General features: G+C 72.0%; 28 protein-coding genes and 2 pseudogenes. 17 read left to right on the top strand and 13 right to left on the bottom strand.

The features are described 5' to 3' along the window. Nucleotides 1-6 precede the first annotated feature (6 nt). Nucleotides 7-1,338 (top strand): hypothetical protein, encoded by a 1,332-nt coding sequence (locus ACIQ5Y_RS02655; RefSeq protein WP_403874211.1) that lies wholly within the window; start codon nt 7-9, stop codon nt 1,336-1,338. Further along, on the top strand, nt 1,335-2,273 hold the full coding sequence (locus tag ACIQ5Y_RS02650) for a hypothetical protein (RefSeq protein WP_403874209.1): 939 nt from the start codon (nt 1,335-1,337) through the stop codon (nt 2,271-2,273). The genes ACIQ5Y_RS02655 and ACIQ5Y_RS02650 overlap by 4 nt, the downstream gene beginning before the upstream one ends. 75 nt (nt 2,274-2,348) lie before the next feature. Here the strand turns inward: ACIQ5Y_RS02650 and ACIQ5Y_RS02645 are convergent. After that, nucleotides 2,349-2,626 (bottom strand): annotated as a pseudogene (locus tag ACIQ5Y_RS02645) (transposase); the annotation flags it as partial. 298 nt (nt 2,627-2,924) lie between these two features. Between ACIQ5Y_RS02645 and ACIQ5Y_RS02640 the strand changes: the two are divergent. From ACIQ5Y_RS02640 to ACIQ5Y_RS02625, 4 genes are all read left to right on the top strand, one after another. Then, a complete protein-coding gene (locus ACIQ5Y_RS02640) occupies nt 2,925-4,316 on the top strand; it encodes an MFS transporter (RefSeq protein ID WP_403874207.1) in 1,392 nt (463 codons plus the stop codon). Nucleotides 4,317-4,432: 116 nt separating this feature from the next. Continuing rightward, entirely contained in the window at nt 4,433-5,005 is a 573-nt protein-coding gene (locus ACIQ5Y_RS02635) for a TetR/AcrR family transcriptional regulator (protein ID WP_403874205.1), read from the top strand. A 29-nt stretch (nt 5,006-5,034) separates the two neighbouring features. Beyond that, nucleotides 5,035-6,228: a GDSL-type esterase/lipase family protein gene (locus tag ACIQ5Y_RS02630; protein ID WP_403874203.1), complete on the top strand. Its 1,194-nt coding sequence runs from the start codon at nt 5,035-5,037 to the stop codon at nt 6,226-6,228. Between the two features lie 100 nt (nt 6,229-6,328). Next, the gene (locus tag ACIQ5Y_RS02625; RefSeq protein ID WP_403874201.1) at nt 6,329-6,967 is read left to right on the top strand and encodes a DUF4232 domain-containing protein; all 639 of its coding nucleotides are present in this window, start codon (nt 6,329-6,331) and stop codon (nt 6,965-6,967) included. Between the two features lie 12 nt (nt 6,968-6,979). Here ACIQ5Y_RS02625 and ACIQ5Y_RS02620 read toward each other — a convergent pair whose 3' ends face one another. Then, on the bottom strand, nt 6,980-8,050 hold the full coding sequence (locus ACIQ5Y_RS02620; protein ID WP_403874199.1) for a class I SAM-dependent methyltransferase: 1,071 nt from the start codon (nt 8,048-8,050) through the stop codon (nt 6,980-6,982). Between the two features lie 277 nt (nt 8,051-8,327). Here ACIQ5Y_RS02620 and ACIQ5Y_RS02615 point away from each other — a divergent pair, with 277 nt between their 5' ends. The 5 genes from ACIQ5Y_RS02615 (at nt 8,328) to ACIQ5Y_RS02595 (ending at nt 12,456) form a co-directional block, all read left to right on the top strand. Beyond that, the gene (locus ACIQ5Y_RS02615) at nt 8,328-8,744 is read left to right on the top strand and encodes a GNAT family N-acetyltransferase (RefSeq protein WP_403874197.1); all 417 of its coding nucleotides are present in this window, start codon (nt 8,328-8,330) and stop codon (nt 8,742-8,744) included. A gap of 129 nt (nt 8,745-8,873) precedes the next feature. Continuing rightward, nucleotides 8,874-9,878 carry an ATP-binding cassette domain-containing protein gene (locus tag ACIQ5Y_RS02610; RefSeq protein ID WP_403874195.1) on the top strand — a complete coding sequence of 335 codons (1,005 nt, stop codon included), beginning with the start codon at nt 8,874-8,876 and terminating at the stop codon, nt 9,876-9,878. After that, complete coding sequence (locus tag ACIQ5Y_RS02605; RefSeq protein ID WP_403874484.1) at nt 9,878-10,594, top strand: ABC transporter permease; 717 nt, start codon at nt 9,878-9,880, stop codon at nt 10,592-10,594. The genes ACIQ5Y_RS02610 and ACIQ5Y_RS02605 overlap by 1 nt, the downstream gene beginning before the upstream one ends. Nucleotides 10,595-10,597: 3 nt before the next feature. Next, nucleotides 10,598-11,854, top strand: a complete 1,257-nt coding sequence (locus tag ACIQ5Y_RS02600; RefSeq protein WP_403874193.1) for a sensor histidine kinase — start codon at nt 10,598-10,600, stop codon at nt 11,852-11,854. Continuing rightward, nucleotides 11,851-12,456 carry a response regulator gene (locus ACIQ5Y_RS02595; RefSeq protein ID WP_403874191.1) on the top strand — a complete coding sequence of 202 codons (606 nt, stop codon included), beginning with the start codon at nt 11,851-11,853 and terminating at the stop codon, nt 12,454-12,456. Before ACIQ5Y_RS02600 ends, ACIQ5Y_RS02595 begins: the two co-directional genes overlap by 4 nt. Before the next feature lie 14 nt (nt 12,457-12,470). Here the strand turns inward: ACIQ5Y_RS02595 and ACIQ5Y_RS02590 are convergent, their stop codons facing one another. Both ACIQ5Y_RS02590 and ACIQ5Y_RS02585 read right to left on the bottom strand, forming a co-directional pair. Then, on the bottom strand, nt 12,471-13,580 hold the full coding sequence (locus tag ACIQ5Y_RS02590; RefSeq protein ID WP_403874189.1) for an aromatic acid exporter family protein: 1,110 nt from the start codon (nt 13,578-13,580) through the stop codon (nt 12,471-12,473). Nucleotides 13,581-13,604: 24 nt separating this feature from the next. After that, a complete protein-coding gene (locus ACIQ5Y_RS02585) occupies nt 13,605-14,435 on the bottom strand; it encodes a class I SAM-dependent methyltransferase (RefSeq protein WP_403874187.1) in 831 nt (276 codons plus the stop codon). 152 nt (nt 14,436-14,587) lie between these two features. Here ACIQ5Y_RS02585 and ACIQ5Y_RS02580 point away from each other — a divergent pair, with 152 nt between their 5' ends. Further along, nucleotides 14,588-15,007: a hypothetical protein gene (locus tag ACIQ5Y_RS02580; RefSeq protein WP_403874185.1), complete on the top strand. Its 420-nt coding sequence runs from the start codon at nt 14,588-14,590 to the stop codon at nt 15,005-15,007. Then, nucleotides 15,004-15,324: a winged helix-turn-helix domain-containing protein gene (locus ACIQ5Y_RS02575; protein ID WP_403874183.1), complete on the top strand. Its 321-nt coding sequence runs from the start codon at nt 15,004-15,006 to the stop codon at nt 15,322-15,324. The genes ACIQ5Y_RS02580 and ACIQ5Y_RS02575 overlap by 4 nt, the downstream gene beginning before the upstream one ends. Before the next feature lie 84 nt (nt 15,325-15,408). Here ACIQ5Y_RS02575 and ACIQ5Y_RS02570 read toward each other — a convergent pair whose 3' ends face one another. Together ACIQ5Y_RS02570 and ACIQ5Y_RS02565 are read right to left on the bottom strand one after the other, a co-directional pair. Next, a complete protein-coding gene (locus ACIQ5Y_RS02570; RefSeq protein ID WP_403874181.1) occupies nt 15,409-15,885 on the bottom strand; it encodes a VOC family protein in 477 nt (158 codons plus the stop codon). A 247-nt stretch (nt 15,886-16,132) separates the two neighbouring features. Then, a pseudogene (locus ACIQ5Y_RS02565) lies at nt 16,133-16,453 on the bottom strand (nuclear transport factor 2 family protein); the annotation flags it as partial. A 90-nt stretch (nt 16,454-16,543) separates the two neighbouring features. Here ACIQ5Y_RS02565 and ACIQ5Y_RS02560 point away from each other — a divergent pair. Next, the gene (locus ACIQ5Y_RS02560; protein WP_403874179.1) at nt 16,544-17,134 is read left to right on the top strand and encodes a TetR/AcrR family transcriptional regulator; all 591 of its coding nucleotides are present in this window, start codon (nt 16,544-16,546) and stop codon (nt 17,132-17,134) included. 72 nt (nt 17,135-17,206) lie between these two features. Here the strand turns inward: ACIQ5Y_RS02560 and ACIQ5Y_RS02555 are convergent, their stop codons facing one another. From ACIQ5Y_RS02555 to ACIQ5Y_RS02540, 4 genes are all read right to left on the bottom strand, one after another. After that, nucleotides 17,207-18,340 carry a pentapeptide repeat-containing protein gene (locus ACIQ5Y_RS02555; protein WP_403874177.1) on the bottom strand — a complete coding sequence of 378 codons (1,134 nt, stop codon included), beginning with the start codon at nt 18,338-18,340 and terminating at the stop codon, nt 17,207-17,209. A 94-nt stretch (nt 18,341-18,434) separates the two neighbouring features. Continuing rightward, a complete protein-coding gene (locus ACIQ5Y_RS02550) occupies nt 18,435-18,953 on the bottom strand; it encodes a hypothetical protein (RefSeq protein WP_403874176.1) in 519 nt (172 codons plus the stop codon). Between the two features lie 107 nt (nt 18,954-19,060). Continuing rightward, the gene (locus tag ACIQ5Y_RS02545; RefSeq protein ID WP_403874174.1) at nt 19,061-20,140 is read right to left on the bottom strand and encodes a MerR family transcriptional regulator; all 1,080 of its coding nucleotides are present in this window, start codon (nt 20,138-20,140) and stop codon (nt 19,061-19,063) included. Between the two features lie 284 nt (nt 20,141-20,424). After that, a complete protein-coding gene (locus ACIQ5Y_RS02540) occupies nt 20,425-20,841 on the bottom strand; it encodes an HIT family protein (protein ID WP_403874173.1) in 417 nt (138 codons plus the stop codon). A 101-nt stretch (nt 20,842-20,942) separates the two neighbouring features. On the opposite strand from ACIQ5Y_RS02540, the gene ACIQ5Y_RS02535 reads away from it, so the two are divergent. Beyond that, nucleotides 20,943-22,049 carry an ABC transporter substrate-binding protein gene (locus ACIQ5Y_RS02535; RefSeq protein ID WP_403874171.1) on the top strand — a complete coding sequence of 369 codons (1,107 nt, stop codon included), beginning with the start codon at nt 20,943-20,945 and terminating at the stop codon, nt 22,047-22,049. Between the two features lie 104 nt (nt 22,050-22,153). Then, complete coding sequence (locus ACIQ5Y_RS02530; protein ID WP_403874170.1) at nt 22,154-22,927, top strand: hypothetical protein; 774 nt, start codon at nt 22,154-22,156, stop codon at nt 22,925-22,927. 10 nt (nt 22,928-22,937) lie between these two features. On the opposite strand, the gene ACIQ5Y_RS02525 is transcribed toward ACIQ5Y_RS02530, so the two are convergent. Continuing rightward, the gene (locus ACIQ5Y_RS02525) at nt 22,938-23,546 is read right to left on the bottom strand and encodes a DUF4253 domain-containing protein (RefSeq protein WP_403874168.1); all 609 of its coding nucleotides are present in this window, start codon (nt 23,544-23,546) and stop codon (nt 22,938-22,940) included. A 278-nt stretch (nt 23,547-23,824) separates the two neighbouring features. Beyond that, nucleotides 23,825-24,823, bottom strand: a complete 999-nt coding sequence (locus ACIQ5Y_RS02520; RefSeq protein ID WP_403874166.1) for a zinc-dependent alcohol dehydrogenase family protein — start codon at nt 24,821-24,823, stop codon at nt 23,825-23,827. 87 nt (nt 24,824-24,910) lie between these two features. Here ACIQ5Y_RS02520 and ACIQ5Y_RS02515 point away from each other — a divergent pair, with 87 nt between their 5' ends. After that, nucleotides 24,911-25,231 (top strand): ArsR/SmtB family transcription factor, encoded by a 321-nt coding sequence (locus ACIQ5Y_RS02515; RefSeq protein WP_403874164.1) that lies wholly within the window; start codon nt 24,911-24,913, stop codon nt 25,229-25,231. A 126-nt stretch (nt 25,232-25,357) separates the two neighbouring features. Here the strand turns inward: ACIQ5Y_RS02515 and ACIQ5Y_RS02510 are convergent, their stop codons facing one another. Next, a complete protein-coding gene (locus ACIQ5Y_RS02510) occupies nt 25,358-26,098 on the bottom strand; it encodes an intradiol ring-cleavage dioxygenase (RefSeq protein ID WP_403874162.1) in 741 nt (246 codons plus the stop codon). Between the last annotated feature and the right edge of the window lie 56 nt (nt 26,099-26,154).

Here is a 26,154-nt window from a genome sequence, read left to right as displayed (position 1 = left end):
CCTGCCATGACGTCATGGCCGCAGCCCGCGCGCTGGCTCAGGCACATGCACCATCCGAAGCTGCGTCAGCTGCAGACCTACCGGGTGGCCCAACGGGCCACGACGGCCAGTGGCAGCTCGACCCCCTTCATCCGACTGCTCTGCTGCGTCCTGGTGTTCAGCGCCGGGCTGTGGGCGACCACGGGTGAAGGGCGGGAGGACCGGCGCTGGTGGCTGCTGCTGATCGCGGTGGCCGCGGTCGGCGCGGCACTGGCGGTGGTCCACGCCCAGGCGGAGACGATCCGCGCGATGATGCGTTCCCGGTTCTGGCCGGTGCGGCTGCTGGGGCGGAACCTGGAGCGCTTCGGCTGGAACAGGGTCAACCTGCCGGGCGTGCTCGAGACCGTCGGCCCGCTCCTGATGGCGTGGCTGGTCGGAGAGCCGTCCGGCCCCTTCGAAGGGAGGCCCGCCGCGCAGCTCGTCGCGGCCGCGGCGACCCTGCTGTTCAGTGCGCTCGGCACGCTGCACTGGGCCACCGACTCGATCTTCTACCAGCCCGACAAGACCAAGGCGTGGTCGGTCGGTTCGGCCCGCCTGATGCGCGCGATCGTCCCCGTGCTGTTGGCCGTGGTCTACGGAGGCCTGCTGGCCCGGAACACGGACGGTGCGACGAACACTCTGCCGTGGCTGGCGGCCGTGTTCCTGCTCATCTACCCGGCCGTTGTGTACTTCGAACGGGTACTGATGAGCGCGGAGATCGAACGCCGTCCGGCCGTGGAGGCGCAGCGGCTCACCGATGCCACCGTGGTCCACGCCCGCATCAGCAATCCCATGCACTACGTCCTGATGGCCGTTCGCGACCGGCCGGCTGACGCGGAGCACCTCATGGTCTACCTGCGCAGCGAGTTGGAGCGCTGCCTGCAGGAACTCGACCACGGGCACGGTCCCGCCACCGTGCAGGAGGTCTTCGCGAGTGTCCGCGGCGGGCTGCTGCCCGCGGACCGGGGGCGCCTCACCCTCGCGGCCGGTGCGGTGGACGAGGAACTCACCTCGGTCGATGCCTCGATCACCCGCAGCGTGCTGGCCGATCTGTGCTGCAACGCGCTCAAGGAGACGCGCGCCGGGCGAGCGCCCGAGGTGGTGGTGTCCGTCGCGCACGAGGAGGGGATCCACCTTGTCGTCGAAGTGGCGGACGACGGGCCGGGGATGGGGGAAGACTGGCGGCCGGGTCCGTCGTTGCGCCGCCTGCACAATCTGTTGGACACGAGGGGCGGCGGGCTGTCGTACCGTCCCAACGGCCCTGGGGGCATGGTCGTCAGGGCCACCTGGCAGCAGGAAGTGGTGGAGGTGGAGCGGTGAGCCGCGAACTGAACGTCCTCGTCCTCGACGACAACGTGGTGACGGCCGTGGCACCCATGCAGCAGTTCCTCGCCCGGATGCCCGGTGATCCGGAACGCTTCAAGTTCTCGATACTGACGGATCCGGTGAAGCTGGAGGCCCACCTCAAGGCACATCCCGAGATCGACGTCGTCCTCGTCGACGTGGCGTTCGACCTCTCCGCCTCCCACAGCACGAACACCTGCCTGACCGCCTTCGACACCCTCATCCGCCTGGGCGGCCCCCGGGCCATCGGTCTCGCCCAGTCCCACTACGGAAGGACCCTCTTCCCCTTCGCCGTCTGTCAACTCCTGCCGCCGCCAAGGGGACAGACGGTGGTCGGCTGGACGTACAAGGACGACAGCCCCGTTCGCGGCTACCCCGAGACCATTCGCATCCTTGACGAGATCGCCGCCGGGGAGGGGTTGCAGGCCCCGCCGCCGACCCTGCTCCGCTGCATGCCGGGAGTCGTCAACCACACCGGGGACTTCCTCGGGAAGATCCTCGACAGCAGGCTGGACGTCAAGCTGTGGGGCCTGATGTCCAGCAGCCTCTACTCGGCCGAGGAACTCAAGCTGACGGCCGGCGCGCGCAGCGTGCAGGCCGTGCGCAGGCGCTTCGACGACTACCTGCTCGCGATCGAGCGGTTCGAGGTGGCGATGGAGTTGGACACGGTCCACCCGATGGGCGGCAGTCGGGTGCGGAACCTGCCCAACCGTGCCGTGGGAGCGGCGAGCGTCCGTGATCCGCGGCAGCGGGCGATCGAGGTGTTCGCACAGGACCACCGCGCCTTCTTCCAGGCGCCCGAGCTGGAGAAGATCGTCGTCGAGTGCGACCTGCGCAAGAGCCGACAGGCGGGCAGGAGGTCCCGCAAGCGGGTGCCCGAGGCGTGGTGGAAGCCGTCGGACGCCCCCTGACCCGTCCCCTGCCGGGGGGTGTCTCCATGTCCTTCGTCAAGGGCGTGGCGCCGGTTATGGGGCTGTTCGGGATGGTCATGCGGCGAGGGTGACGGCGGGCGTTCGGGACTCGTGGAAGGTGCCGTCGCGGAGCATGGCGAACAGGACGCTGATGCGTTGGCGGGCGAGGCGAACCAGGAGAGGGACAAGGCGCGTTTGAGCTGCCGGTTTCAGCCTCTGGGCGCGTGTTCGCCGTGGATCGAGGTCCCGGAGGATCTGGTAGTTGGGGCGAGCCCTGCGTAGGAGGCGAGGTGGGCGGCCCTGGGGAAACTGGTGCCGTCGCCGACGGTGACCAGCAGGACCGCGGCGGTCCTGGCCTGCGCGGGCAGGAGGAAGAGCACGCCGAATACCGCCGGGTCCGTGCCCGTGCCGAGCACACCTTCGCCCGGACGGAGAACTGGAAGATCCTCCGCGACCGCCGTCAGAGGGGCGACGACACCCGCCGGTCAGTGAGGGCGGCCGACGCTGCCGCAGCCGGAAGGCATCGGTGTGGTGGTCGTACCGATACGCGGGGGCCCGATTGTGGTGGTCCGCCACATACGCTCCTGACCTGCCGGTTCCTATGGTGTGGCGACACGGATCGTCCCCGCCCCCAGTCCGGAAGTGGTACTCATGGCCGCCCCTGCCGCACCGTCAGCCAGCGCCGGCAACATCAGAAGAGTCGTCGCGGCGAGTCTCGTCGGGACCACCATCGAGTGGTACGACTTCTTCCTCTACGGCTCCGCCGCCGCCCTCGTCTTCAACAAGCTGTTCTTCCCCGGCAGCGAACCGCTGGTCGGCACCCTCCTCGCCTTCCTCACCTACGCCATCGGCTTCGCGGCCCGCCCCCTCGGAGGCGTGGTCTTCGGCCACTACGGCGACAAGATCGGCCGCAAGAAGCTCCTCATCCTCAGCCTCGTCATGATGGGCGGCGCCACCTTCGCCATGGGCCTGCTGCCCACCCACGCGACCATCGGCGTCGGCGCGCCGATCCTGCTCACCCTGCTGCGCCTGATCCAGGGCTTCGCCCTGGGTGGTGAATGGGGCGGCGCGGTCCTGCTCGTCTCCGAGCACGGCGATGACAAGAGCCGCGGATTCTGGGCCTCCTGGCCCCAGGCCGGCGCTCCCGGGGGGAACCTGCTCGCCACCGGTGTCCTCGCGCTGCTGGCCGCCGTACAGTCCGACGAGGCGTTCCTGGCCTGGGGCTGGCGCATTCCCTTCCTGCTCTCCGGCGTCCTCGTCGTGGTCGGACTGTGGATCCGGGTGTCGGTCGCCGAGTCGCCCGTCTTCCTCGAAGCGCGGGCCCGGGCCGCCGAACAGGCCGCCGCCGGCGCCAAGGAGAAGCTCCCCGTCGCCGAGGTGTTCCGGACGAACTGGCGCGGGGTCCTCACCGCGATCGGCACCCGCCTCGGCGAGAACATCTCGTACTACATCCTCACCGCCTTCCTCCTCGTCTACGTCACCACCCACCTCGGACTGTCGAAGAGCGACGGCCTGAACGCCGTACTCATCGGCTCCGCCGTCCACTTCGTCACCATCCCGGCCTGGGGCGCGCTCTCCGACCGCATCGGCCGCCGCCCGGTCACCCTGATCGGCTCGGTCGGCATGACCGGATGGGCCTTCGGCTTCTTCGCGATGCTGGACACCAAGTCGTTCCCCGCGATAGCCGCCGCCGTCACCATCGGACTCCTCTTCCACGGCGCCATGTACGGCCCGCAGGCGGCCTTCATCTCCGAGATGTTCGACACCACCGTCCGCTACTCCGGCGCCTCCATGGGCTCCCAGCTCGCCTCGATCATCGGCGGCGCCCTCGCCCCGATCGTCGCGGTCGAACTCCTCAAGGACTACGGCGCGTCCCTGCCCGTCTCGCTCTACCTGGCGGCCGCGGTCGTCATCACCACGCTGACCGTCCTCGTCGCGAAGGAGACCCGAGGGCGCAGCCTGGCCCGGAACCACACCCCGGCCGGCGCCGCGATCCCCGGCGCGCGCCAGATCGACCACCGGTCGGCCTCCGCCACCGAATGAGTCGCCTGCCGCCCCCGCCCCCGTCCGTTCCCGGCAGACCTGCCATGAGTCTTCATCGATTTGCCTAAAGGCTTTAGGCAATCGCATACTCCTCTTGGTTCGAACGAGGAGGCGTCATGGCGGGACGAGTAGGGCTGACCGCGGACAGGCTGGTGCGTGCCGGGGCCGATCTGGCGGACGAGATCGGCTTCGAGCGGGTGACCCTGTCGGAACTCGCCCGCCGCTTCGACGTGAAGGTGGCGAGTCTGTACTCGCACCTGAAGAACTCCCACGACCTGAAGACCCGCATCGCCCTGCTGTCCCTGGAGGAAATGGCCGACCAGGCCGCCGACGCCGTGGCGGGGCGGTCCGGGAAGGACGCGCTCGCCGCCTACGCGGGCGTCTTCCGCGACTACGCCCGACAGCACCCCGGCCGCTACGCCGCGACCCAGTTCCCCCTCGACACCGAGACCGCCCTGGCCAGTGCGGGGGTACGGCACGCGCGCATGACCCGGGCCATCCTGCGCGGCTACGACCTGGCGGAGCCGGAGCAGACCCACGCCGTCCGGCTGCTCGGCAGCCTCTTCCACGGCTACGTCAGCCTCGAGAACGCCGGCGGCTTCAGCCACAGCGCCCCCGACAGCCAGGAGAGCTGGGAACGGGCCGTCGAAGCCCTCGACTCCCTGCTGCGCAACTGGCCCACCCCCTGACCACCCCCGCCGCCCGGCAGGAGCAGACGATGACCACCGAACCGACCTGGACCACCGCCCCGATCACCACTCCGATAACCGCCGGGCTCCTGCGCGGCGCCATCGAACTGGAGCGCACCGCGCACGGGCTGCTGCCGCACCGGCTGCCGGCCTGGGCCCGCGCCCAGTGCTCCGACGGGCAGCTGGCCATGGCCGAGGCCCAGCCCTCCGGCGTACGGCTGGCGTTCCGTACGGCGGCCACCGCCGTCGAGCTGGAAACCCTGCCGACCAAGCGCGTCTACGCCGGCGCCCCGCCCCGCCCGGACGGCGTGTACGACCTGCTCGTCGACGGCCGGCTCGCCGCGCAGGGCACCTGTGCCGGCGGCAACACCCTCGCCATCGACGTGAGCGACTGGAGCACCGAACTCCGCCCCGGCGCGCCGTCCACGGTCCGCTTCACCGGGCTGCCGGGCCGCGCCAAGGACGTGGAGATCTGGCTCCCGCACGACGAGACCACCGAGCTGGTCGCACTGCGCACCGACGCCCCCGTCGAGCCGCTGCCCGACCGTGGCCGGCCGGTCTGGCTGCACCACGGCAGCTCGATCAGCCACGGTTCCAACGCCACGAGCCCCAGCGCGATCTGGCCCGCGCGCGCCGCCGCACTCGGCGGCGCCGAGCTGATCAACCTGGGCTTCAGCGGCAGCGCACTGCTCGACCCGTTCACCGCCCGCACCATGCGGGACACCCCCGCCGACCTGATCAGCGTCAAGCTGGGCATCAACCTGGTCAACCTCGACCTGATGAGGCTGCGGGCCTTCGGCCCCGCGGTGCACGGCTTCCTCGACACGATCCGCGAGGGCCACCCCACCACGCCGCTGCTCGTCGTCTCCCCGATCCTGTGCCCGATGCACGAGGACACCCCGGGCCCGACCGCCGTCGACCCGTCCTCCGTCGCCGCCGGGCAGTTGAGGTTCCGGGCCACGGGCGACCCGGCGGAGGTCGCCGCCGGAAGGCTGACCCTCGGTGCCATTCGCCGCGAGCTGGCCCGCATCGTGCGCGAGCGTTCGGCCGACGACGCGAACCTGCACCACCTCGACGGACGAGAGCTGTACGGAACCCCGGACGCGGCCGAACTGCCCCTGCCCGACAACCTCCACCCGGACACCGCGACGCACGCCCTCATCGCCGAACGCTTCGCGAAGTCGGCCTTCGCGGCGAACGGGCCGTTCTCCGCACGCCACTGATCGTGGTGGACTCGGGAACACGCCGTCACCAAGCTGTGAAACTCCGGCGGGACGCTTGTGCTCAGCCCAGCGCACCCACGCCTCTCACCCGGGGGAACTCATGAGCACCGTCCGCAGAACCGCCGTCCTCCTCGCCTCCGTGTCCGCCCTCGCCGCGCTGACCGCCTGTGGGCCCACGGGGGACGACGCGGCGGGCGGGGCCACCACGCCGCCCGCGAGCCCGACGAAGGCGGCGGCGACGCCGTCGGTGACTCCGACGAAGGCCGCGACGCCGACCAAGCCGAATCCGAAGCCGAAGCCGACGGCGTCCACCGACCCCGACTACGACGTCTTCCCGTGCAGCACGTTCGACGTGAAGTTCACCGCGACCCTGGCGGACCCCACGAGCAGCAGCTACCTGCTGAAGGTCACCAACAAGGGCACCAAGACCTGCAAGGTGCTCGGCCACCCCGTCGTGACCTTCGGCGATCTGGACGGCCACGCCACCGAGCGGGGCAAGGCCCCCGCGATCGAGGACGCCATCAGGCTCGCCCCGGGCGAGACCGCCTACGCCGGACTCATGGGCGGCGCCAACGACGGCAAGGGCAAGACCGTGGGCAGCATCGCGATGACCATGAGCACGGAATCCGACCTCAAGCAGACGCCCCTCAAGGCCTCCACCCCCGGTCTGTACGTATCGCCCGACAAGAACTCCGTGACCGCCTGGATGGACAACGCGGAGGACGCGCTCAGCCTCTAGTCCGAGCCTGGTTCAAGGCCTGACGTCGTAGAGCAGGTTGAACGGATCCTCCTGCGTGGACCGGGCCACGCTGGTGAATCCCGCCCCGGTGCACAGCTCGCGTACGACCGCCTCGGGCATGCCGCACGTCCCCAGGGCGGCGCCGCCGTTCGCGAGGGAAGTGGTCATGCAGTAGAACACGCTGAATCCGTAGTACAAGGAGGCGACCGGGCCCACGTTGTCCTCGGGGCGGTCCGCGCAGTTGATCTCGAGCATCAGGTAGTCGCCGTCGTCCTCGACCGCGGCCCGGATGGCGGCGAGGAGCCGCTTCGGGTCCGCCGAGTCGTGGATGACGTCGAAGGTGGTGACCAGGCCGTAGCGCCCGGGAATCCCCTGGGCGGCGTCCACCGTCTCGAAGGTCACCCGGTCGGCGACGCCGGCCGCCTCCGCGTTCGCCCGGGCGCGCTCCACCTGGCCCGGGAAGTTGTCGAACCCGGTGAACCGCGAGCGGGGAAACGCCTCGGCGAGCACGATCAGGGCGCGGCCCGCGCCGCATCCCACGTCCGCGACGTCGATGCCCCGCTCCAGCCGCTCGACCACATGGGGAAAGGTGCTCAGCCATTCGTCGACCATCACGCTCTCGAACCATCCGCTGGTGAACCGGCTCATGCCGTCCCACAGGCCGTCCGGGTAGGCGTCCTGTGCCACGCCTCCGCCGCTTCGGAACGCCTCGGCCAGGCGTTCGTACGGGGCCAGCGCGGCGGGCATGAACTGGTAGACCCCGCCGAGGAACATGGGTCCCGATTCGTCGGCCAGGGCGGGCACGTGCTCGGCGGGCAGAAGGAACCGGCCGGGTTCCGGCTCCTCCAGGTACCCGGCGGCGGTGAGCCCCCGCAGCCACTCCCGTACGTAGCGCTCGTCGAGGTCGAGCCGGTCCGCGAGCTCCCGGCCGCCGGCAGGGCCGTTGGCGGCGAGGTCCTTGAACAGGCCCAGCCGGTCGCCCAGATGACACAGGCCGACGGTCATCGTCCCGCTGAGGTCCCCGAGTGCCTTCTCCATGAAGGCCCCGGCCTTCGCCTCGTCCCATGTGCCCTGCCCCGCCACTGTGTTCCTCCAGGCCGCCGAGTGCCGTCACGGGGTGTGACCGGCCCCGCAAGCGAAGCACCGGCCGGCTCCCCGGCGCCGCCGCCACGACCGGAGGGCGCGCCCGGGCCGGCATTCCTCACCCGATCCACGTACGGGGTGAACCCCCGTGCGGGGGCCGCACGGCCTCGATCTGCGGGTCTTCCGTCCCATATCCCGCTTTTGTAATAGCCAAGATGCCATCTGATCTATTACTGTCGTGTGAGAACCTCGGTACCCGGCAAGGAGCTGCAGCAGCATGTGGAAGTGTGAACAGGTCGTCGGCGGCGAACTCGACGTAGCGGAAGCGGCCGCGCTCTACCGGGCGTCCACCCTCGCCGAGCGCCGGCCCGTGCAGGACACGCAGCGCTTCGCGCGGATGCTCTCGGGCGCCAACCTCGTCATCGTCGCCCGGGACGAGGAGGGCCGCCTCATCGGCATCTCCCGCGCGATCACCGACGGCGTCTACTCCACCTACCTCAGCGACCTCGCGGTCGACGTCGCCTACCAGGGCAGGGGAGTGGGCCGCGACCTCATTCGCGCCACCCGCGAGGCCGCGCCGGAAGCCAAGCTGATCCTGCTCGCGGCCCCCGCGGCCGTGGACTACTACCCGCACGTCGGGTTCACCGCTCACGACTCCGCCTGGACGATGCCCGGCCCGGCCGCTTCCGCCTGACAGCCCCGCGCGGCCTCCGGCGCCCCGTCTCGGGAGCCGGAGGCGCCCCGGGGCCGTGACATTTGTACTGCCGGAGTCTGTACAGGCGCATCTGCCGGGCGAACCGCCCCGCTCTCTAGCGTGGTGGACATGAAGCAGACGACGAAGACAGCGCACCCCGCGGCCGGTTCACCGGCGGGAGCGCACCCCGCGATCCAATTACGGGGCGCCGCCAAGTCCTTCGGCCCCGTCCACGCCGTCGCCGCCATCGACCTCGCCATAGGGCGCGGCGAGACGGTCGCCCTGCTCGGCCGCAACGGCGCCGGGAAGTCCACCGCCATCAGCCTGCTGCTCGGCCTGAACGAACCCGACACGGGCACGGTGAGCCTCTTCGGAGGGACCGCCGAACAGGCGGTACGGGCCGGGCGGGTGGGCGCGATGCTCCAGGAGGGGCGGGCCGTCCCCCGGATCACCGTACGAGAGGTGGTGGCCTTCGTGGCCCGGACCCATCCGGCACCGATGCCTGTCGCCGAGGCGCTGGAACTCGCCGGCCTCGCCACCCTCGCCGGCCGGCGGGTCGACAAGCTCTCCGGGGGCCAGGCCCAGCGCGTCCGCTTCGCCGTCGCCCTCGCGGGAAACCCGGAGCTGATCGTGCTCGACGAGCCGACCGCCGCCCTCGACGTCGAGGCCCGCCGCACCTTTTGGGAATCCATGCGGGGCTACGCCCGGCGCGGCAACACCGTCCTGTTCTCCACCCACTACCTGGAGGAGGCGGACGCCCACGCCGACCGGATCGTCGTCATCGAACGCGGGCGGATCGTCGCCGACGGCACGGCCGAGCAGCTGCGCCGTACCGCCGGCGGCGGCTCGCTGGTCTCCTTCGACCTGGGAGGCCGCTCCTCCGCGTTCCTCGGTGGCCTGCCGGGGGTGTCCTGCGTGGAGATACGCGGGGACCGCGCCCGGCTCCGTACGCGGGACCCGGACGCCACCGTCACCGCCCTCGCCGCGCTCGGCGCCCTGCGGGGAATCGAGGTCACCGCGCCCTCCCTGGAGGACGCCTTCCTCGCCCTCACCGGTGAAGCCGCCACCGAAACCCCGCCTGCTCCCGCTCCCGTTTCCGCTGCCGCTCCCGCTCCCGAGGAGAAGGTTCGATGATCACCGCCTATGTCCGGCTGGAGGTGCGCCGCACGCTGCGCGACACCGGCTTCGTCGTCTTCGGCATCGGCATGCCCGTGTTGATGTACCTGCTCTTCACCAACCTGGGCAGCACCGAGGCCGAGTGGAAGACCGCCTCCATGGTGGCCATGGCCGCGTACGGGGCCCTGGGCGCGGCCCTGTCGACCGGGACCGGCGTCGCCGAGGACAAGGGCGTGGGTTGGCTGCGCCAATTGCGGGTCACCCCGATGTCCCCGCGCCAGGTGGTGGCCGGGCGGGCGCTGACCGGATCGGTGATCGTACTGCCCGCCATCGCCGCCGTGCAGGCGGCGGGCGGGCTCGTCAACGGGGTCCGGCTGGAGGCCTGGCAGTGGGCCGCCGTCACCCTCGTGCTGTGGCTCGGCGCGCTCCCCTTCGCCCTGCTCGGCATCGGCATCGGCTACCGGCTCACCGCCCAGACCACCGGCCTGGTCAACACCGGCTGCGGCCTCGCGCTCTCCGTGGCCGGCGGGCTCTGGTTCCCGGTGGAACTCTTCCCCGACTGGATGCGCTCCCTGTCCGCGCTCACCCCGACCCGCCGATACGCCGAGATCGGCCAGTCCCTCGCCGCCGGAGCCGCCCCCGGCCTCGCCGCCGTCGCCGTCATCGCCGTGTGGGCCCTGCTGTTCGGCTCGTACGCGGTCCTCTCGTACCGTCGGTCCGCGAGGACGGTGTAGGTCATGGAACGGGGAAGCGGAATGAGGGGCAAGCGGGGGATCGTGTGGGAACGGCGGCCTGATTGGCAGGCGCGCATGGCCGAATGGCGGGCCGCGGAGCCGTCCGCGAAGCCCCACGGCCCCGACCGGGGCTGCGACGGTGACCACGACCCGGGTCCGACGCGCGGGCCGCGGGCCTTCACCCTCCTGCCCTGGCTGCTGCTCGGCATGGGCGCCGTTTCCAACGTCATCCACGGAGAGACCCCGAACCCCTGGGTCGGCGCACTGGGACTGCTGACCTTCAACTCCCTCTACATCACCCTGGTGTTCCGCGCCTTCCACAAGCGGGCGCGGGAGGCGGCCGGCACCCGCTGGTGCCTGGTCGTGCTGGGGCTCGTCACCTGCGCGCTCGCACTCGCGTACGGGGACAACTGGCTGCTGTTCTTCCCGCTGCTGGGCCTCGCCACCGGGGCGGTGCTCCGGGGCCGCGAGCTCGGCCGGGCGATGGTCGGCATCACGGCACTGGCCGCGGCGATCTCGGCGCTGCACGAGGGCTGGGACGCCATCGGGATCGTCTACGGAACCCTCCTCTCCGGCATGGTCACCGGGGCCATCCTGGCCCTCGCGGAGACGGTGGCGGAACTGCGCGAGACCCGGCAGGAACTGGCCCGGACCGCCGTGGACCAGGAGCGGCTGCGCTTCTCCCGCGACCTGCACGACCTGCTCGGCCACACCCTGTCGGTCATCGTGGTCAAGTCGGAGGCGGCCCGCCGGATCGCCCCCCGCGACATGGCGGCCGCCCTCGAACAGGTCCGTGACATCGAGTCGGTGGGCCGCCAGGCACTCACCGAGATCCGCGAGGCCGTCACCGGGTACCGGGAGGCGAGCCTCGCGGCCGAACTCGACCGGGCCCGCGGCGCGCTGACCGCCGCCGGCATCGAGCCCGTCGTACGGCAGTCCGGCCCCCCGCTGCCCCCACAGGCGGCGGCGCTGCTGGGCTGGGTGGTCCGCGAGGCCGTCACGAACGCCATCCGCCACAGCGGCGCGGCCACCTGCGAGATCGAGGTACGGGGCGGTGCGGAACGGGCCTCCCTGGTGATCACGGACGACGGGGGCGGCGTAGGCTCGACACCGCCGGGCAGCGGACTGACCGGACTCACCGAACGCCTCGCCGCGGCGGGCGGCACCCTGACCAGCGGCCCGGCCTCCGGCCGGGGCTTCCGGGTCACCGCCGAGCTCCCGGTGGAGGCTGCCGAGGAAGGGAACGAGGGGGGTCGATGATCAGGATCCTGTTGGCCGAGGACCAGGGCATGATGCGCAGCGCACTGGCCCTGCTGCTCGGGCTGGAGGAGGACATCGAGGTCGTGGCGCAGGTCGCCGCCGGGGACGCGATCGTGCCCGCCGCCCTCCAGGCCAGGCCCGACGTGGCCCTGCTCGACATCGAACTCCCCGGCCGCAGCGGCCTCGACGCGGCCGCCGAACTGCGCACCGCGTGCCCGGAGTGCCGGGTGCTGATCCTGACCACATTCGGCCGGCCCGGTTACCTGCGCCGGGCGATGGAGGCCGGAGCAGCGGGGTTCCTGGTCAAGGACGGGCCGGTGGAGGAACTGGCCGCCGCGGTACGCCGGGTACTCGCCGGCGAGACCGTGATCGACCCCTCGCTCGCGGCCGCCGCCCTCAGTGCGGGGCCCAGCCCGCTGACCCCGCGCGAGGTCGAGGTGCTGAACGCGGCCGTCGACGGGGCGACCGTCGCCGACATCGCGGCGAAGGTGTTCCTGTCGGAGTCGACGGTACGCAACTACCTCTCCTCGGCCATCGGCAAGACCGGCACCCGCAACCGCATGGAGGCCGTCCGCGCGGCGCGCCGCCAGGGCTGGCTCTGACGGACGGTGTGGCATCAGCCGGACCGGCGTGGGTCGCCCGGTTCGCCCGGTTCGCCTGGGCCGTCCGGGCCGTCGAGGTCGTCGAGGAGCCGTTGGAACGGCCGCCGGAGGGCGACGGAGACGGGCCGGGAGTCGGTCCGCGCGTAGTCGGCGAAGAAGGCGCGAGCGGCGGTCACTGCGGGCCGGGGATCGCGTCCGGACAGGGTGTCCGCGATGGCCGACGAGGTGAGCGCCGCCAGTTCGGGAAGCCTGCGACCGGCCCTGGCCAGGTCCTGGGCGAGGTCTTCCCGGCCGGTGAGCACGGCCGCTTCCCGCGCCAGGGTGGTCAGGTGGGCGGTGAGCCGGTCGGCGGAGGCGACCCGGCCGGCCTGGATCCGTACGGTGTCGCGGTGACGGCGTCGCAGCGGGTTGAACTTCATGGCGCGTTCGGCTTCGCGGGCGCGCGAGGCGTTCGCGTGCACCGCTTCGACATGGGCGTCCACGAGGTCGAGGTTGTCGCGGGCCGCGGCCGCTCCGGCGGCCAGGGCCGCCGTGGTGCCGGTGAGGGCCCTGGTCAGGTGCATCCGGCAGTCCTCGGCGAGGACGGCCAGGACGCGGTGCGGGGCGGGCGGCCACAGCAGTGGGGCGAGCAGGACCGTGACCACCGCCCCCACCACGGTCTCCCACACGCGGTGCAGCCCGTAGGCATCCGGTGAGGTGTTGGCGAAGACCAGGAGCGAGGAGGCGGCGACCTGGATGTTGAGCCCGCCGCCGGCCCGCAGGACCATGCCGACGCCCAGGCCCAGCGCCACCACCAGCGCCAGCGTGGCGGTCGAGGGGCGCAGTACGTTCAACACGGCGAGCCCGATCAGCACGCCCGCGATCACACCCAGGGCCCGCTGCAACGAGGTGCCCAGGGCCGTCATGGGATCCCCGCGCAGCGCCACCAGCGGGACGATCGCCGCGAAGATCGGGGGCTGGTCCGCGCCGAGCCACAGCGCGACCTGCCAGGCGACCGCGACGGTGACCACGATGCGGGCCGCCGCCGGGCCTTCGGTGCGCAGGATCTCCCGGGCCCGGTCCGCCCGGTCCGCCCGGTTCGGCCTGGAGGCCCGTGTGGTCCGGGCACCGACGGGGCCGGTCATCCGCGCCGCTTCCCCGGCGTCATGTCACCCGCCGTTCGGCGACGGGGTGCCCTCGGCCTTCCAGCCCCAGGCCGTGAGCAGGCCAGGGGACAGCCCGGTGCACTCGGGGGAGTCCAGGTAGCGCACCGCCTCGTCGATCAGGGCGTCGTCGACCAGACCCGTCGCCACCATGGCCGCCCTCGCCCGGCCCCAGGTATCGGCCCAGAACCTGCTGATCGCGCTCCCGGGCAGGAGAGGCGGTACGTGGATCTCGGCCGCCACCGCCTCCAGCCCGGCGGCCCGCAGCAGCTCGGGGCGGCGGACCACCTGGGAGACGTCCGTCCCGATGCTGTCGCGCAGCCCCTGCCACATGGCCCGCATGGCGCGGGTGTACGGGGTCACGGGCGCCGAGTCCGTGGTCAGGTCGACCGCGTCGCCGACCACCAGGACCCCGCCCGGGGCGAGCAGCCCGGCGAGCCGGGAGACCAGCTGCTGCGCGGAGGGCAGGTGCATGAGCACGAACCGGGCGTGGACCAGTTGGAACCGCCCGGGGGAGAAGCCGTCGGAGGTGATGTCCGCCTGGAGGGTGCTCAGCCCCGGCACGGGGTGCGCGGTCAGGAACCGTACGTCGCGGTCGACCGCGAGGACCCGGGCCACTCCCGCCTCGCCGAGCAGCCGGCGCGCCACCGTGCCCGTTCCCGCGCCCACCTCCAGGCAGCTCCAGCCGGGCCCCGCGCCCAGTTGTCGCAGCCGGGACATGGTCGTCTCGTCGTAGGCGAGGGCGCCGAGGTCGATCCGGTCGTCCTCGCCCCGTTCCTCGGGGCGGAAGACCCGCTCACCGTAACGGCCCTCGCTCGGGGGCCCAGTACCGGCCATGCGGCCATTGTGGCAAGGGGGATCGGATGCCACACGTCGTGGGCGCCCGGTGTATTTTCCGATTGTGCTTCTCCTTGCCAATTTGGAAAGTAGAAGTCATCCTGGACAGGAAGGCAGACGGTGAGCGGCTGCCCGACGAAGGGGGATGCGGCATGGACGGAACGGGAAGCACCGCCGGGGCCTTGGGGCGGGCGGCCGAGCTGGAGAGGGCGGCGCTGCGGCGCAGCGACTGGTACGGGCGCTACCTCGCGGTGTTCGGCGGCAGCCAGCTGTTCATGGTGCCCATGGCCCTGCTCTGGCGAGGGCCCGTCGCGGGCGCCGTGTTCGCCGTGGCGCAGGCGCTGATCGTCGGCGGACTGAGCGTGTACGCGGCCCGGCAGCGCGTGATGCGGCGCGGCTTCGGACTCCGGCACGGAGTGATCATCGGAACCTGGGGCCTGCTCTTCGCCGCGACCGTCGTCCTGGGTGTCAACGTCTTCACCGGCGACGCGGCCTTCGCGGCCGCCGGAGCCCTCGTCTGCGCACTGCCCGCCGCGATCGGCGCCCGGCTCGAACTGAGGCGGCAGCCGTGAGCCCCGACCCGGGATCCGGAACCCATCCCCGGCACGGGCTGGATCCGCTGCTCAACGCCCCGGTCCGGCTGTCCGTGGTCGCGGCCCTGGCGCCGCTGGACAAGGCCGAGTTCGGCTTCCTCCGCGACCTGGTGGAGGTCTCGGACTCGGTCCTCTCCAAACAGGTCGCGGCCCTTGAGGAGGCCGGCTACGTCGATGTGCACAAGGGGCGCGTGGGCCGCCGTCCGCGGACGTGGCTCTCGTTGAACGCGGAGGGTCGCGCCGTCTACCGGCGCCACCTGGAGGCCCTGCGGGCCATCGCGGCCGACTGGTCGTAGCGCGCGCCTTCCCCGCCTGGTGCGTCCGCCCGGATCCGTGCGCCGGCCCGGATCCGCGCGTCCGCCCGGATCCGCGCGTCCGCGTCACCCGCCGTTCTCCGCCGACCGCATCGCCTCCTCCGACCGCCTCCTCATCTCGTCCGGCTGGACGTCCTCGATGTGGGAGGCGACGTTCCAGCGGTGGCCGAAGGGGTCCTTGAACTGGCCGGTGCGGTCGCCGTAGAACTCGTCCTTGACCGGCCTCAGTTCGGTGGCGCCCCGGGCGAGGGCCTTGGCGAAGACCGCGTCGACGTCTTCGACGTACACGTGCAGGGTGACGGGCGTGCCGCCCACCGCCGCCGGCGAGCGGAAGTCCATGCCCGGGTACTCGTCCGCGAGCATGATGAGCGAGTTGCCGAGCTCCAGCTCGGCGTGGCCGATCCTGCCGCCCGGAGCGGACATCCTCATCCGCTCGCGTGCGCCGAGCACGGAGACGTAGAAGTCGATCGCGGCCGCGGCGCCGTCGATGCAGAGGTACGGGGTGACGTGCGGGTATCCCTCGGGAACGGGCTGGACAGTCACCGGCCTCCCGCCTTTCCGGACAGTGACGGTCACCGCCGACCGCCGCCTGCGACCACACATATCCCGAACGCCCGGCGAGGGCGTCCACGCCGCGCGACAGCCGGGCGCCGGTTGCCCCGAAGGGCTCCGGGCCCGGCCCGGCTCCGGCTCCGGCTCTCCGCCCCCTGGGCTCCTGCGCGCCGTCGGCCTCGGAGGCCAGCGGAACCTCCCCCCGGGTCTTGCTGAAGCCGAGCGCCTCGACGATGCGGCCGTCCGTGACGCGCATGACGTTGACCCCGGAGACCCACTGGTCGGGGCCGTCGCCGAAGCGGTAGGTCCACAGGATCGTGGCGCGATCGCCCGCCAGGAGCACCTCCCGCGGGGTGAACTGCGTGCTGCGGTCCTCGGCGAGCGCTCCCCACCACGCCGTGCACGCTTCGAGTCCGACGACCCGCTCGCCGCTCGGCGCGGGCTGGACGCTCTCCATCACGCAGTCCTCGGCGATCAGGTCGTGCAGCAGATCGGCCTCGTGCTCGATGAACGCGCGGTTGAAACGGTCGATGACCTCGGCGGTGCTGCGTACGGACATGGCGCCTCCTCGGAAGGGATAGACCGTTCGGTCTACTCATATAGATAGACCGGTTGATCTACCGTGTCAAGGGCCGGCAGAATCACCCCCATGACCACCACCACCGCCAAGCCGGGCCCCCGAGAGCGGCTGCTGCTCGCGGCCCAGGAGCTCACGTACACCCAGGGCGTCGGCGTCGGCGTGGACGCCCTGCTCAAGGCGGCCGGTGTCGCCCGACGTTCGCTGTACGAGCACTTCGGCGGCAAGGACGGCCTCATCGCCGAAGTGCTGCGCCGCAGCACCGCCGAGGACGAGGCGGAGTACCGCGCGACGATGGCCGCCGCGGGGGAGGACCCCCGTGCCCGGCTCCTCGCGGTCGTCGACAGGCTCGGCGTGATCGCCTCGGCCGCCGACTTCCACGGCTGCCGCTACCTCGCGGCCGACCTCGCGCTCCCGGACCCGGCCCACCCGGGCCACGAGGTCACCCGGGCCTACCGGCGTACGGTCCACGGCCTGTTCCGGGACGAACTCGCCGCTCTCGGCCACGCGCGCCCCGAATTCGCCGCCGACCAGCTGCTCATCCTCGTCGACGGCCTGCTGGCCGCCGGGGCGACCCGTCCCGGCATCCAACCGGGGGCCGCGTCCCGGGAACTCGCCGAGTACGTCATCGACTCGGGCCTGCCCCAGGTCCTCGTGCCGTGACCGCACGGGTTCACCGGGTTGCTCGTGGTGCCGGTCGGAAGTGACGACTTCCGACAACAGCACGGTCCCGCATCAGGCCGAGTGCAGAGGTGGGACATTCCTCGCGATGGCAGCGGCATGCAGCACGATGCTCGGCTCGTCGCCGGGGTCCTCGTCCACGATGACTCCGGCCGCCTGGATGTCGAAGCCTGTGGGCCAGATGGTGACGTCGCTCGCCAGTGCGCCCTCCAGCTTCGCCCCCGTCAGGTCGGCACCGGTGAGGTCGGTTCCCCGGAGGTCGGCCAGTCTCAGATCCGCGCCGGTGAACTTGGTGCCATGGCCCCGCACCTTGCGCAGATTGGCCTCCCGCAGGTCGGCCCCGGAGAAGTCGGCCTCGCTGAGGTCGGCCCTGATCATGCGGGCACCGCGCAGGTCGGCTTCGGTGCAGCGGCTCTGGTGGAGAACCGACGTCCCGAGCTCCACGTGCCGCATGTTGGCCGCGATCAGGGACGCCTTGGTCAGGTTGACCTGGTAGATGCTCGCGGCTTCCAGGCAGGCGCCGTCGAAGTTGATGTGATGCAGCCACAGCCCGTCGCAGTCGGCCCGACGCAGGTCGGTGTAGCTGACGTTGAGCCAGCCGGGCCGGCGTTCCCGGCACAGGACTCCGAGACCGGTCAGCGCCACCTGGGCATCCGGGGCACGGGTCTCCAGCGGAGGCACGGAGTTGATGGACGTTTCCGCCGCCGGGGAGTCCTGCCCTCGCGCGGGCCATGGCAGGTGAGTGCGGAGGAACGCAGCCTTGATCGAGACGACCGACTCCCGGTCGTGAGCCGAATGGTCCGCGATCCGCCACAGCGCGTAGAGGCCGCCGATCCGCACATCCGTCTTGTCGCTGCCGAGCTGGTCGACCGCCCGGCTGAAGCGGTCGGTGATGTGCCCCTCCCGGGTGGCGCTCAGCCCCTCCTGGTTGACCCTCAACTGCCGCCAGGTGGCGTACGCGCCGAAGAGAACCACGGCACCACCGACCGCCTGTATGAGCGTCGTGCGTACGTTGTTCACGGCTCCGAGCCGTTCGGCGGCCGAGATCCTGTCCCCACCGAGATCGCGCTCGACCACAAGGCCCGGCAGTACCACGACCACTACGGCCAGCGCGGCGAACACGCCAAGAACCGCCGCCACCGCGGACAGGACGGAACCGAAACGACGCCGCCGAGAGACGACCGACATGCGGCGGCCATGACTAGATTCCCCCGTATCCATGCGCACATGATCGCAGGGCGGCGCGGAAGCCGGCGTACCCATCCGGTCGGAGCACCGGGTCCTAGCGTGCGCGGGCGTACGTGCCGTTGCAGAGCTGGGTGATCGCAGGGCTCGTGATCCCCTGCGAGGAGCGGCAGAGCTCCGCCATGTCGATGTGGCCGGGGGCGGACGCGGGGCCGCCGCGCCGTGGCGCCGCGGGCTTCGCGCCGGGAGCGCGCCGCTTCGGCTCGGCCTTGGGCTTGCCCTTCGGCCGTGGTTTCGGCTTCGGCACCGACTCGGCCCGGGGCCGGTGCTCGGACCGCCGTTCGGCGGCCGGGCGGCCGGCGTCGGGCCCCCGGCGCGGTTCGGGCCGCTGACCGCCCGCGTCCGGCGTGGTCTTCTCCGGCCCGGCCACCGCGGGGACCGGCGCCGGATCCGAACTCGCGGGCAGCCGCGTCAGCGGCCAGGCGGCGGGAGGAGTGCCGGGGGAGGTGCGGGCCGCCGGTGGTTTGTCGTCGCCCACGCCGGGGCCCGAGACGGTGACACAGCCCGAGGCGGCCAGGAGGGTGGCGAGGAGGAGGGGGAGGGTCCGGCGGCGCATTCGATCACTGTGGCGTACCCGGGCCCGGTCCCGCACGGACGGCACGCGGAGATGACCCCGACGAGTGATCATCGGGACCGCGCGGAAGACCGGGCCCGGCCGGGAGGTCAGTTCTCCAGGCGGAAGGGCATCAGCAGCGAGAAGGTCTCCTCCGTATCGGTCCGGCGGATCGCCAGCGGCGCCGTGGGGGCGCCGAACTCCAGGACCAACTCGTCCCGGGCCGCGGTGTCGAGGGCGTCCAGCAGGAACTCGCGGTTCACGGCGACGCGGTGCTCCTCCTCGTCGTTCTCGCACACGGCCACGGCCCCGTCGCGCGTCACTTTGAGCACGGTGAGATCACAGGCCGCGCCGCTCTGTTCGCGCACCTCGCTCGCACGGACGGGGCCGGTTTCCACCGCTTCCCGGAAGGCCGGGACCTCGACGGGGACCCGGCGCCCGGCCGGCAGGCGGACGAGGCGGCGGTAGTCGGGGAACTCGTGGTCCAGGCACCTGCCCGCCACCTGACGGCCACCGGTCTCCATGACCACGCGGTCACCGTCCAGGGTGAGTTCGACGGGCGCGTCGTCGCTCAGCAGCGCCCGCATCGCGTCGACGAGCGGCGACGGCACGATGGCCTGCACGCGCGGCCCGGCACCACCGGTGGTGCCGACCCGGGCCACCGCCATCCGGTACCGGTCGGTGGCCACGACGCGCACTGCCCCGCCCTCGATGTCGAACAGGACGCCGCCGAGCATCGGGAACTCCGGATCGGCACAGGCGGCGAAGCGGACCGCGTCCAGGGCGGCGGCCAGCTCGGGTGCGGACACGGCCGGCCGGCTGGTGGTGGTACGGAGCGAAGCCATGGGGTTCTCCCTGTGTTCCAGTAGCGCTCGGATCGCGGAGAACTCATCGCGGGCATCGGACAGCCCCAGTTCGAGACGGCGCAGATGTGCCTCCAGCAGCTTCAGCACCAGTTCGGTGTCCGCGCCGGACCATCCGGCGAGGATCAGCCGGATGTCCGCCAGCGGCATGCCGGCCCGGCGCAGCCGCGCCAGCAACCTGGACTCCTCGAGCTGCTCGGTTCCGTACCAGCGGTAGCCGCTGACCGGATCCACCCAGGCCGGGACGAGCACCCCCGCACGGTCGTAGAACCGCAGGGCACTCACGCCGAGCCCACTGTCGCGGGCCATTTCGCCAATACTGCGCATCTCGCTCTCCACACCCGGAACTCTGGTCCCTCCACCAGGTCGAGGGTCAATCCCGGTCGGACGATCCGGTAGCCCCGACTCCCTTTCCTGTCGCATCCGAACAATGCGCTCGGGCCCGTGACCCGACATCCTGACCCCGTGCCGTGTCGGTCGACGGCACCGGGGAGGTCGGGCGCACTACGGGGGGCGTCCGGCTGCCCCGGTCCGCGGCTGCCCGCGCGCGAGGAGCGGGGACGAAGACCTCCTCCCGGCCCGCGCCCCGCGGCGCCGCGGCGTGAATGGGGCTACTGCCCTTCCCCACCCAGGACTTCGGCCAGCAGGACGCCCGGATCGCCCGTGAAGGGATGCGTAGACCGTCCGCCCGGCCAGGTCGTGATCCCGTCGCCCACCCATCGGGGAACGACGTGGAAATGCAGATGGGGCACCGACTGTTCCGAACCCGGGCCGCTCGCGCTCAGGATGTTCACGCCCGAGGCGCCCAGGGCGGTCCGCATGGCCCCGGCCACCCGCCGGACCAGTTCGGTCGTCGTCGCGAGCACCTCGGCCGGGGTGTCGAACACGTCCGGGTAGTGGGCCGTGGGAACGACCAGCGTATGTCCCGGCGCCAGTTGATCCAGCGGAGTGAAGGCGCAAGCCAGTGGGCCGCGGGCCACCCAACGGGCCGTGTCCTTGACGATGAGGTGACAGAAAGCGCAGTCCATGCGGTCCGACTCTGCCACATCGCGAACCCGATGATCCGTTCGTACTTCCGGTTAAGCTGCGGCAGAACCGTCGAACGGGAGACGCCCAGCAGATGCCGCACATGCCACCATCACCGCTCGGAACACGGCCGACTGACGGATCATCGGTCCGGATCGGCGCCCTCGTTCCACTGACCAGGCCCGGCTGGGCCGAGGCGGGCCGGCACCTGCTCGCCGGACTCGAGCTCGCCGCTCGCGAGGTCAATGACGCCGGCGGGATCGACGGCGCGCCCCTCGAACTGCTGGTCCGCGACACCGCGGCCGATCCGCAGAAGGCCGCCGAGGCCGTGGACGAACTGGCGGGCCTGGGCGTGGCCGCCATGGCGGGGGAGTACCACAGCGTCGTCGCCCGCGCCGCGGCCGCCAGGGCCGACGCCCTCGGCCTGCCGTTCCTGTGCTCCTCGGCGGTACTCGACGCCCTCACCGAACAGCCGACGGACTGGGTCGCGCGCCTCGCCCCCGCCCAGTCGCACGGCTGGCGCGTCTACGCCGACTTCCTGCTCGGCGCGGGCCACAGCCGTATCGCGGTGGCCGCCGAACCGAGTGCGTACTGGGCGTCAGGAACCCGCATCCTCCGGGACCACCTCGCCCCGCACGGCGGCACCGTGATCGAACTGGATGCGCGCGCCCTCACCCCCGCGGCGCTGTGCGATGAGCTCGCCGGCACCCGCGCGACCGCCCTCCTCCTGCTGGTCGGCTTCCCGGAGCCCGCCGTGTCGATCGTCCGGGCCGTCCGCCGCGACCGGCGTCTCGACGGGATCCTGATCGGCGCTCCGGCCGGACAGCCGGAGTTCGCCGAATGGGCGGCCCTGCTGGGCGATGCCGGCGCGGCGGTTCCGTTCCTGCGCTACCTGCCCGAGAACCTCACCCCACTCGGTGTCCGGGTCGAGAAGGCCCTCGGCGAGGAACTGGCCGAGGCGCCGTCCTTCGTCGCCTTCGAGGGCTACGACACGGTCACCGTCCTCGCCGATCTGCTGCGCACCCACGGCACGGACCGGGCGCGCATCGCCGCATCCTGGTCGCGCGCCGCAGTCGAAGGGACCCGTGGGCGGATCCGGTTCTCCCGCACGCCGGGGATCGGCGTGTGGCAATGGGCGTGGCCTCCGGTCCAGGTCGTCGACCGGGATCCGGCGGCACCCGACCGCCTCCGCATCCGCCACACCGGCTGACGAGCAACCGAGAACAAGCCGAGCACAAGCGGACGACGAACCGACGACGAACCGACGACAAGCCGACAGAAGACGCTCTTCACCACCGAGGTCCAAGGAGATCCATGGTCGACACCGTCAACTCGCTGGCCACCCGTGTTCACGAACTGGAGGTGGCGATCCTGACCGGTGCCACCTCCCTGGTGAACGGCACCACGGGGTTCCACGACATCGTGGCGCGCGCCACGAGGCTCGGCCCGGAAGGCGCGTGGCTCGCCGCCTCGGGCCATGCGGCCCTCGGTGGCCTGGCCCTCGCACACGGACAGGTGGACCAGGCCATCCACCACCTGGACGCCGCGGTGACGGGCGGCTTCAACGACTGCGTGGCGCTCCACAGCGCCCCCATACGCCCGCTGCACGGCGATCCGCGCTTCCGCGCCCTGTACGAGCGGATGCGCGTCACCCCGGCCGACCTCGACGAGTTCTTCTGGCTGCACCAGGAGATGCAGATCGCGACGAGGGAGGCCCAGGCGGCGACCGTCGACAACATCGGCCGCCTCGACACCGGGGTGTCGCTGCTCCCGCAGGCCCCCATGCCGACCCGTGAACCGAACACCCCCGGCGTCCTGATCACCCGCATCGATCTCGCCGCGACCCAGGCGGCACTCCAACAGACGGCGATCAAGGCGGAGTTCCAGCGCAGTGCCGGCAACACCAGTCTCAGTCTCATCGACGACTCGTGGGACTACACCCGGGCGACGCGCGATGCCTGGCACGCCGACGTGCTGGACACCCAGCGCCTACAGGCCGCCGCGGCCCGGGCCTTCGTCGAACGCCCGGGCGCCGGCAGCATGCTCATCCCCTGCCCGCCGCTGGGCTCGATCTCCTACCCGGGCTGAGGAAAGCGGTTCAGTCCCACCAGAAGGACCACACCTGCTTTCCGAGGACCTGGTTGGCCGCGTAGGCGCGGAGGGTCTCGTCCCAGCCCTGGGTGATGTTGTCGGGCGCGAACGCGAAGTGTTCCGCCGCGATGGCCTCGGCTTCGCGCGTCGTCCCGACGGGCGCCGCCACCGAGACGGTCAACCGGTCCTCCCCGAGGCCCAACAGGCGGACGCCGAAACGTTCTTCCCAGGACCGCAGGACGGTGCACAGCTCGGCGTCGTCATACGGCCGGCAGCCGCCCGGGCCGTGCGCCTCGACGAGGGCCCGTACGTCCGTACCGCGGTACACCGCGTCGAGGAGGTACCCCTCCTCGGCGTGTCCGTCGATCTCCGACAGCTCGCCGAGCACCCGTGCCGCGAGCTGCTCGGCATCGGGCCAGGGCCGGGGCGGAGCGGCCGCCAGTCCGGGCCACCGGGTACCGAAGGGGGCCACCACCTCCGTGAACGGCGCGGGGTCGCCGAAGAGTTCGACGACCTCGTCCCGGCCGGGATGGTCCTCCCCGGCATCCGCGACCGCTTCTTGCGCGTGGCTCTGCCACCGCTCGCCCAGGATCTGGTCGGCCGTGCGTTCGGGCATGGCGTGGTCCCCCTGCTTCCGAGTCGGTGAAGTCGCCGGGACGCCAGTGCTGTGACCGGAAAGGTTCACCGGGTCACGGCGCCCGGCACGGCACCTCGCGGCGTTGTCGGCCCTCGCAAGTACGGCCAGTACGAGCCGAGGCCCTCCGCCTCGCGATGCTTCCCCTCGGCCCCCGCGGGCCTGGGGAGATCCCATGCACCGGACACCGCGACCCGGCACACCTTTCCGGCCACAGCACTGGCAGCCGCCACTGACAACCCCGGCGGCAAGACCTCGTCTCAGTGGTCCACGGTGACCACGATCTTGCCGAACTGGGTGTTGGATTCCATGTGCCGGTGTGCCCGCACGATCTCCTCCAGCGGAAAGACGCTGTCCACCACCGGACGCAGGGTCCCGGTACGCAGGCCGGAGGTGATGAACGCCGTCGCCCGGTGCATCCGCTGCGGGTCCCGGGTGATCTCCAGCATGGTGTACGTACGGATGTTCAACGCGGGCATGCCCAGGTCGAATCCGGGGTAGGGCGTGGGCTGCCCGCTCTGCGCGCCCCACAGGAACAGCGTGCCGTCGGGGGCCACCCCGCGGGCCAGGTCGGTCACGCCCGGTCCGGCGACGGCGTCGAAGACGAACTCGGCGCCCCGGCCGCCCGTCACCTCCAGCAGGCGCCCCGCCACGTCCTCTTCGTCCGAGACGATCACTTCGGCCGCCCCCGCGTCCAGCAGCCGCTGCCGTTTGTCGCGGGTACGGGTCACGGCGACCGGGGTGGCGCCCACGCGGTTGGCGGTCTGGATCGCGGCCAGGCCGACGCCGCTGGAGGCCGCGGTCACCACCGCCACGTCACCCGCCCGCATCCCACCCACCTCGACCATCGCGCCGTACGCGGTGAGGTACGGCATCCACACGGCCGCGCCCGTCACCGCGTCCACGCCCTCGGGGCGGGGCAGGACGGCGCTCGCCGGGACGACCGCCCGCTCGGCGTACACGCCGTGGTCGTTGTGGGAGAAGCTCGGCACGACGCTCACCGCCTGCCCCGGCTCGAGCCCGACCACCCCGGGGCCGACCGCCTCGACCACCCCGGCCGCCTCGTTGCCCAGCCCGGAGGGCAGCTGCTTGACCTGCTCGATGTACCGGCCGCTCCGGAACAGCGCCTCCGCCCTGTTCAGCCCGATCGCGTCCACCCGCATGCGGACCTCACCCGGCCCCGGATCGCCGGGCTCCAGATCCTCCAGCCGCAACACTTCGGCCCCGCCCAATTCGTGGAACCGCACAGTCCTCGCCATGGCGCTCTCCTTCACCGGAAGTCGCCGCTACCGTGACACGGAAGTACGATCACTGTCAAACTTTGACGGGCGTCGTACCATGTGGGCATGGAACGCACGCCACCCCACCCCGACGTCTCGGAGTTCGACCTCCAGCAGGTGCTGGAGGCCCTCGTCGACCCGGTACGCCGGAGCATCGTCACCCAGCTCGACGCCGCCGACGGCGCGGACATCGCCTGCGGCGCCTTCGACATCAACGTCAGCAAGTCCACCGCGACCCACCACTTCAAGGTGCTGCGCGAGGCGGGCCTGATCCGCCAGCACTACGCCGGCACCTCCCGCATGAACACGCTCCGGCGCACCGACATGGACCAGGCCTTCCCCGGCCTGCTCGACGCCCTGACCCCGCACGGGCGCGACGCGGGGTGAGTGACGCGCGGAGGCGGCCGGAGCGGGCGCTGCCCGGCGGATCACGGGCCGAGCCGTAGGCGGGTTGCAGGGAAGGCCTACGCGGCCGGGAGGTCTGCCCGCGCCGTGGCAGGGCCTGCCCTCGGCTCAGGCGATTCCCACCGTGTACGCGGCGCGGTACCCGTCGCCGTCGGGCGAGAGGGGCAGCGTCATCGTGGCGCCGGCGGCCCGGTAGCGGCTGTCCCGGCTGTTGGGGTGTTTCGGTGCGGGGCGGCGCGCGTAGGGCTGTCGCGCGTACACCTTCAGCAGGATGTCTTCGGGGAAGAAGAACTGCGAGGTCGTCTCGGTACGCGCGTCCGGGTGCACCTTGAAGTGGATGTGCGGCGCCAGCCCCGCGTACCAGCCGGGCACGATCGTCCGGAACACGCACCGGCCGGCACGGTCCGTGACCTGGGTGCCGCGCAGGAAGGTGGCCTTGCCGGTGGAGTAGTCGCCCGAGGGGTCGGCGTGCCACACGTCGAAGCCGGCTCCTTCGAGCGGTCGGCAGCCCTCCGACACCCTGACCACCGTCAGGTCCAGCCGCAGCGGCACACCGCCGCGACCCTCGGTGATGTCGGACCGGACCCGGTCCAGGTTCATGTAGTACGGACCCGCACCCGCCTCCGTGGCCAGGACGCAGGCCGGGCTGCTGGCGCCGCCCCCCGGCCGGGACGGCGCGGCGGACGGCTGACCTGCCGCACCCCTGGTTCCGGCCGGGCCGCCGCACGCCGCGGTCAGCGCCGCGGCGCCGGCCGATCCGGCGGCCAGCAGGACCGCCCGGCGGCTGGTCCGGGAGATGCCGTTCTCCGCGTTGTTCTCGGCGTGGTTCCCGGCGTTGTTCTCGGCCATGCGAACCCCTCACATGTACCTCTGGGTGCCGTCACGCGCGGACGGCTGCGCACAGT

This window comes from Streptomyces sp. NPDC096339 (assembly GCF_044762985.1).
Lineage (GTDB): Bacteria > Actinomycetota > Actinomycetes > Streptomycetales > Streptomycetaceae > Streptomyces.
This window is presented reverse-complemented; position numbering and strand designations above follow the sequence as displayed.

Bases quoted from the DNA above. Each gene is read 5' to 3' on its own strand.
- ACIQ5Y_RS02600 (WP_403874193.1), top strand. From the start codon at position 10,598: ATGGAACGGGGAAGCGGAATGAGGGGCAAGCGGGGGATCGTGTGGGAA.
- ACIQ5Y_RS02550 (WP_403874176.1), bottom strand. From the start codon at position 18,953: ATGCGCCGCCGGACCCTCCCCCTCCTCCTCGCCACCCTCCTGGCCGCC.
- ACIQ5Y_RS02515 (WP_403874164.1), top strand. From the start codon at position 24,911: ATGGAACGCACGCCACCCCACCCCGACGTCTCGGAGTTCGACCTCCAG.
- ACIQ5Y_RS02580 (WP_403874185.1), top strand. From the start codon at position 14,588: ATGGACGGAACGGGAAGCACCGCCGGGGCCTTGGGGCGGGCGGCCGAG.
- ACIQ5Y_RS02540 (WP_403874173.1), bottom strand. From the start codon at position 20,841: ATGGACTGCGCTTTCTGTCACCTCATCGTCAAGGACACGGCCCGTTGG.
- ACIQ5Y_RS02545 (WP_403874174.1), bottom strand. From the start codon at position 20,140: ATGCGCAGTATTGGCGAAATGGCCCGCGACAGTGGGCTCGGCGTGAGT.
- ACIQ5Y_RS02555 (WP_403874177.1), bottom strand. From the start codon at position 18,340: ATGTCGGTCGTCTCTCGGCGGCGTCGTTTCGGTTCCGTCCTGTCCGCG.
- ACIQ5Y_RS02520 (WP_403874166.1), bottom strand. From the start codon at position 24,823: ATGGCGAGGACTGTGCGGTTCCACGAATTGGGCGGGGCCGAAGTGTTG.
- ACIQ5Y_RS02655 (WP_403874211.1), top strand. From the start codon at position 7: ATGACGTCATGGCCGCAGCCCGCGCGCTGGCTCAGGCACATGCACCAT.
- ACIQ5Y_RS02610 (WP_403874195.1), top strand. From the start codon at position 8,874: ATGAAGCAGACGACGAAGACAGCGCACCCCGCGGCCGGTTCACCGGCG.
- ACIQ5Y_RS02590 (WP_403874189.1), bottom strand. From the start codon at position 13,580: ATGACCGGCCCCGTCGGTGCCCGGACCACACGGGCCTCCAGGCCGAAC.
- ACIQ5Y_RS02630 (WP_403874203.1), top strand. From the start codon at position 5,035: ATGACCACCGAACCGACCTGGACCACCGCCCCGATCACCACTCCGATA.
- ACIQ5Y_RS02595 (WP_403874191.1), top strand. From the start codon at position 11,851: ATGATCAGGATCCTGTTGGCCGAGGACCAGGGCATGATGCGCAGCGCA.
- ACIQ5Y_RS02640 (WP_403874207.1), top strand. From the start codon at position 2,925: ATGGCCGCCCCTGCCGCACCGTCAGCCAGCGCCGGCAACATCAGAAGA.
- ACIQ5Y_RS02585 (WP_403874187.1), bottom strand. From the start codon at position 14,435: ATGGCCGGTACTGGGCCCCCGAGCGAGGGCCGTTACGGTGAGCGGGTC.
- ACIQ5Y_RS02525 (WP_403874168.1), bottom strand. From the start codon at position 23,546: ATGCCCGAACGCACGGCCGACCAGATCCTGGGCGAGCGGTGGCAGAGC.
- ACIQ5Y_RS02615 (WP_403874197.1), top strand. From the start codon at position 8,328: ATGTGGAAGTGTGAACAGGTCGTCGGCGGCGAACTCGACGTAGCGGAA.
- ACIQ5Y_RS02635 (WP_403874205.1), top strand. From the start codon at position 4,433: ATGGCGGGACGAGTAGGGCTGACCGCGGACAGGCTGGTGCGTGCCGGG.
- ACIQ5Y_RS02530 (WP_403874170.1), top strand. From the start codon at position 22,154: ATGGTCGACACCGTCAACTCGCTGGCCACCCGTGTTCACGAACTGGAG.
- ACIQ5Y_RS02625 (WP_403874201.1), top strand. From the start codon at position 6,329: ATGAGCACCGTCCGCAGAACCGCCGTCCTCCTCGCCTCCGTGTCCGCC.
- ACIQ5Y_RS02510 (WP_403874162.1), bottom strand. From the start codon at position 26,098: ATGGCCGAGAACAACGCCGGGAACCACGCCGAGAACAACGCGGAGAAC.
- ACIQ5Y_RS02535 (WP_403874171.1), top strand. From the start codon at position 20,943: ATGCCACCATCACCGCTCGGAACACGGCCGACTGACGGATCATCGGTC.
- ACIQ5Y_RS02560 (WP_403874179.1), top strand. From the start codon at position 16,544: ATGACCACCACCACCGCCAAGCCGGGCCCCCGAGAGCGGCTGCTGCTC.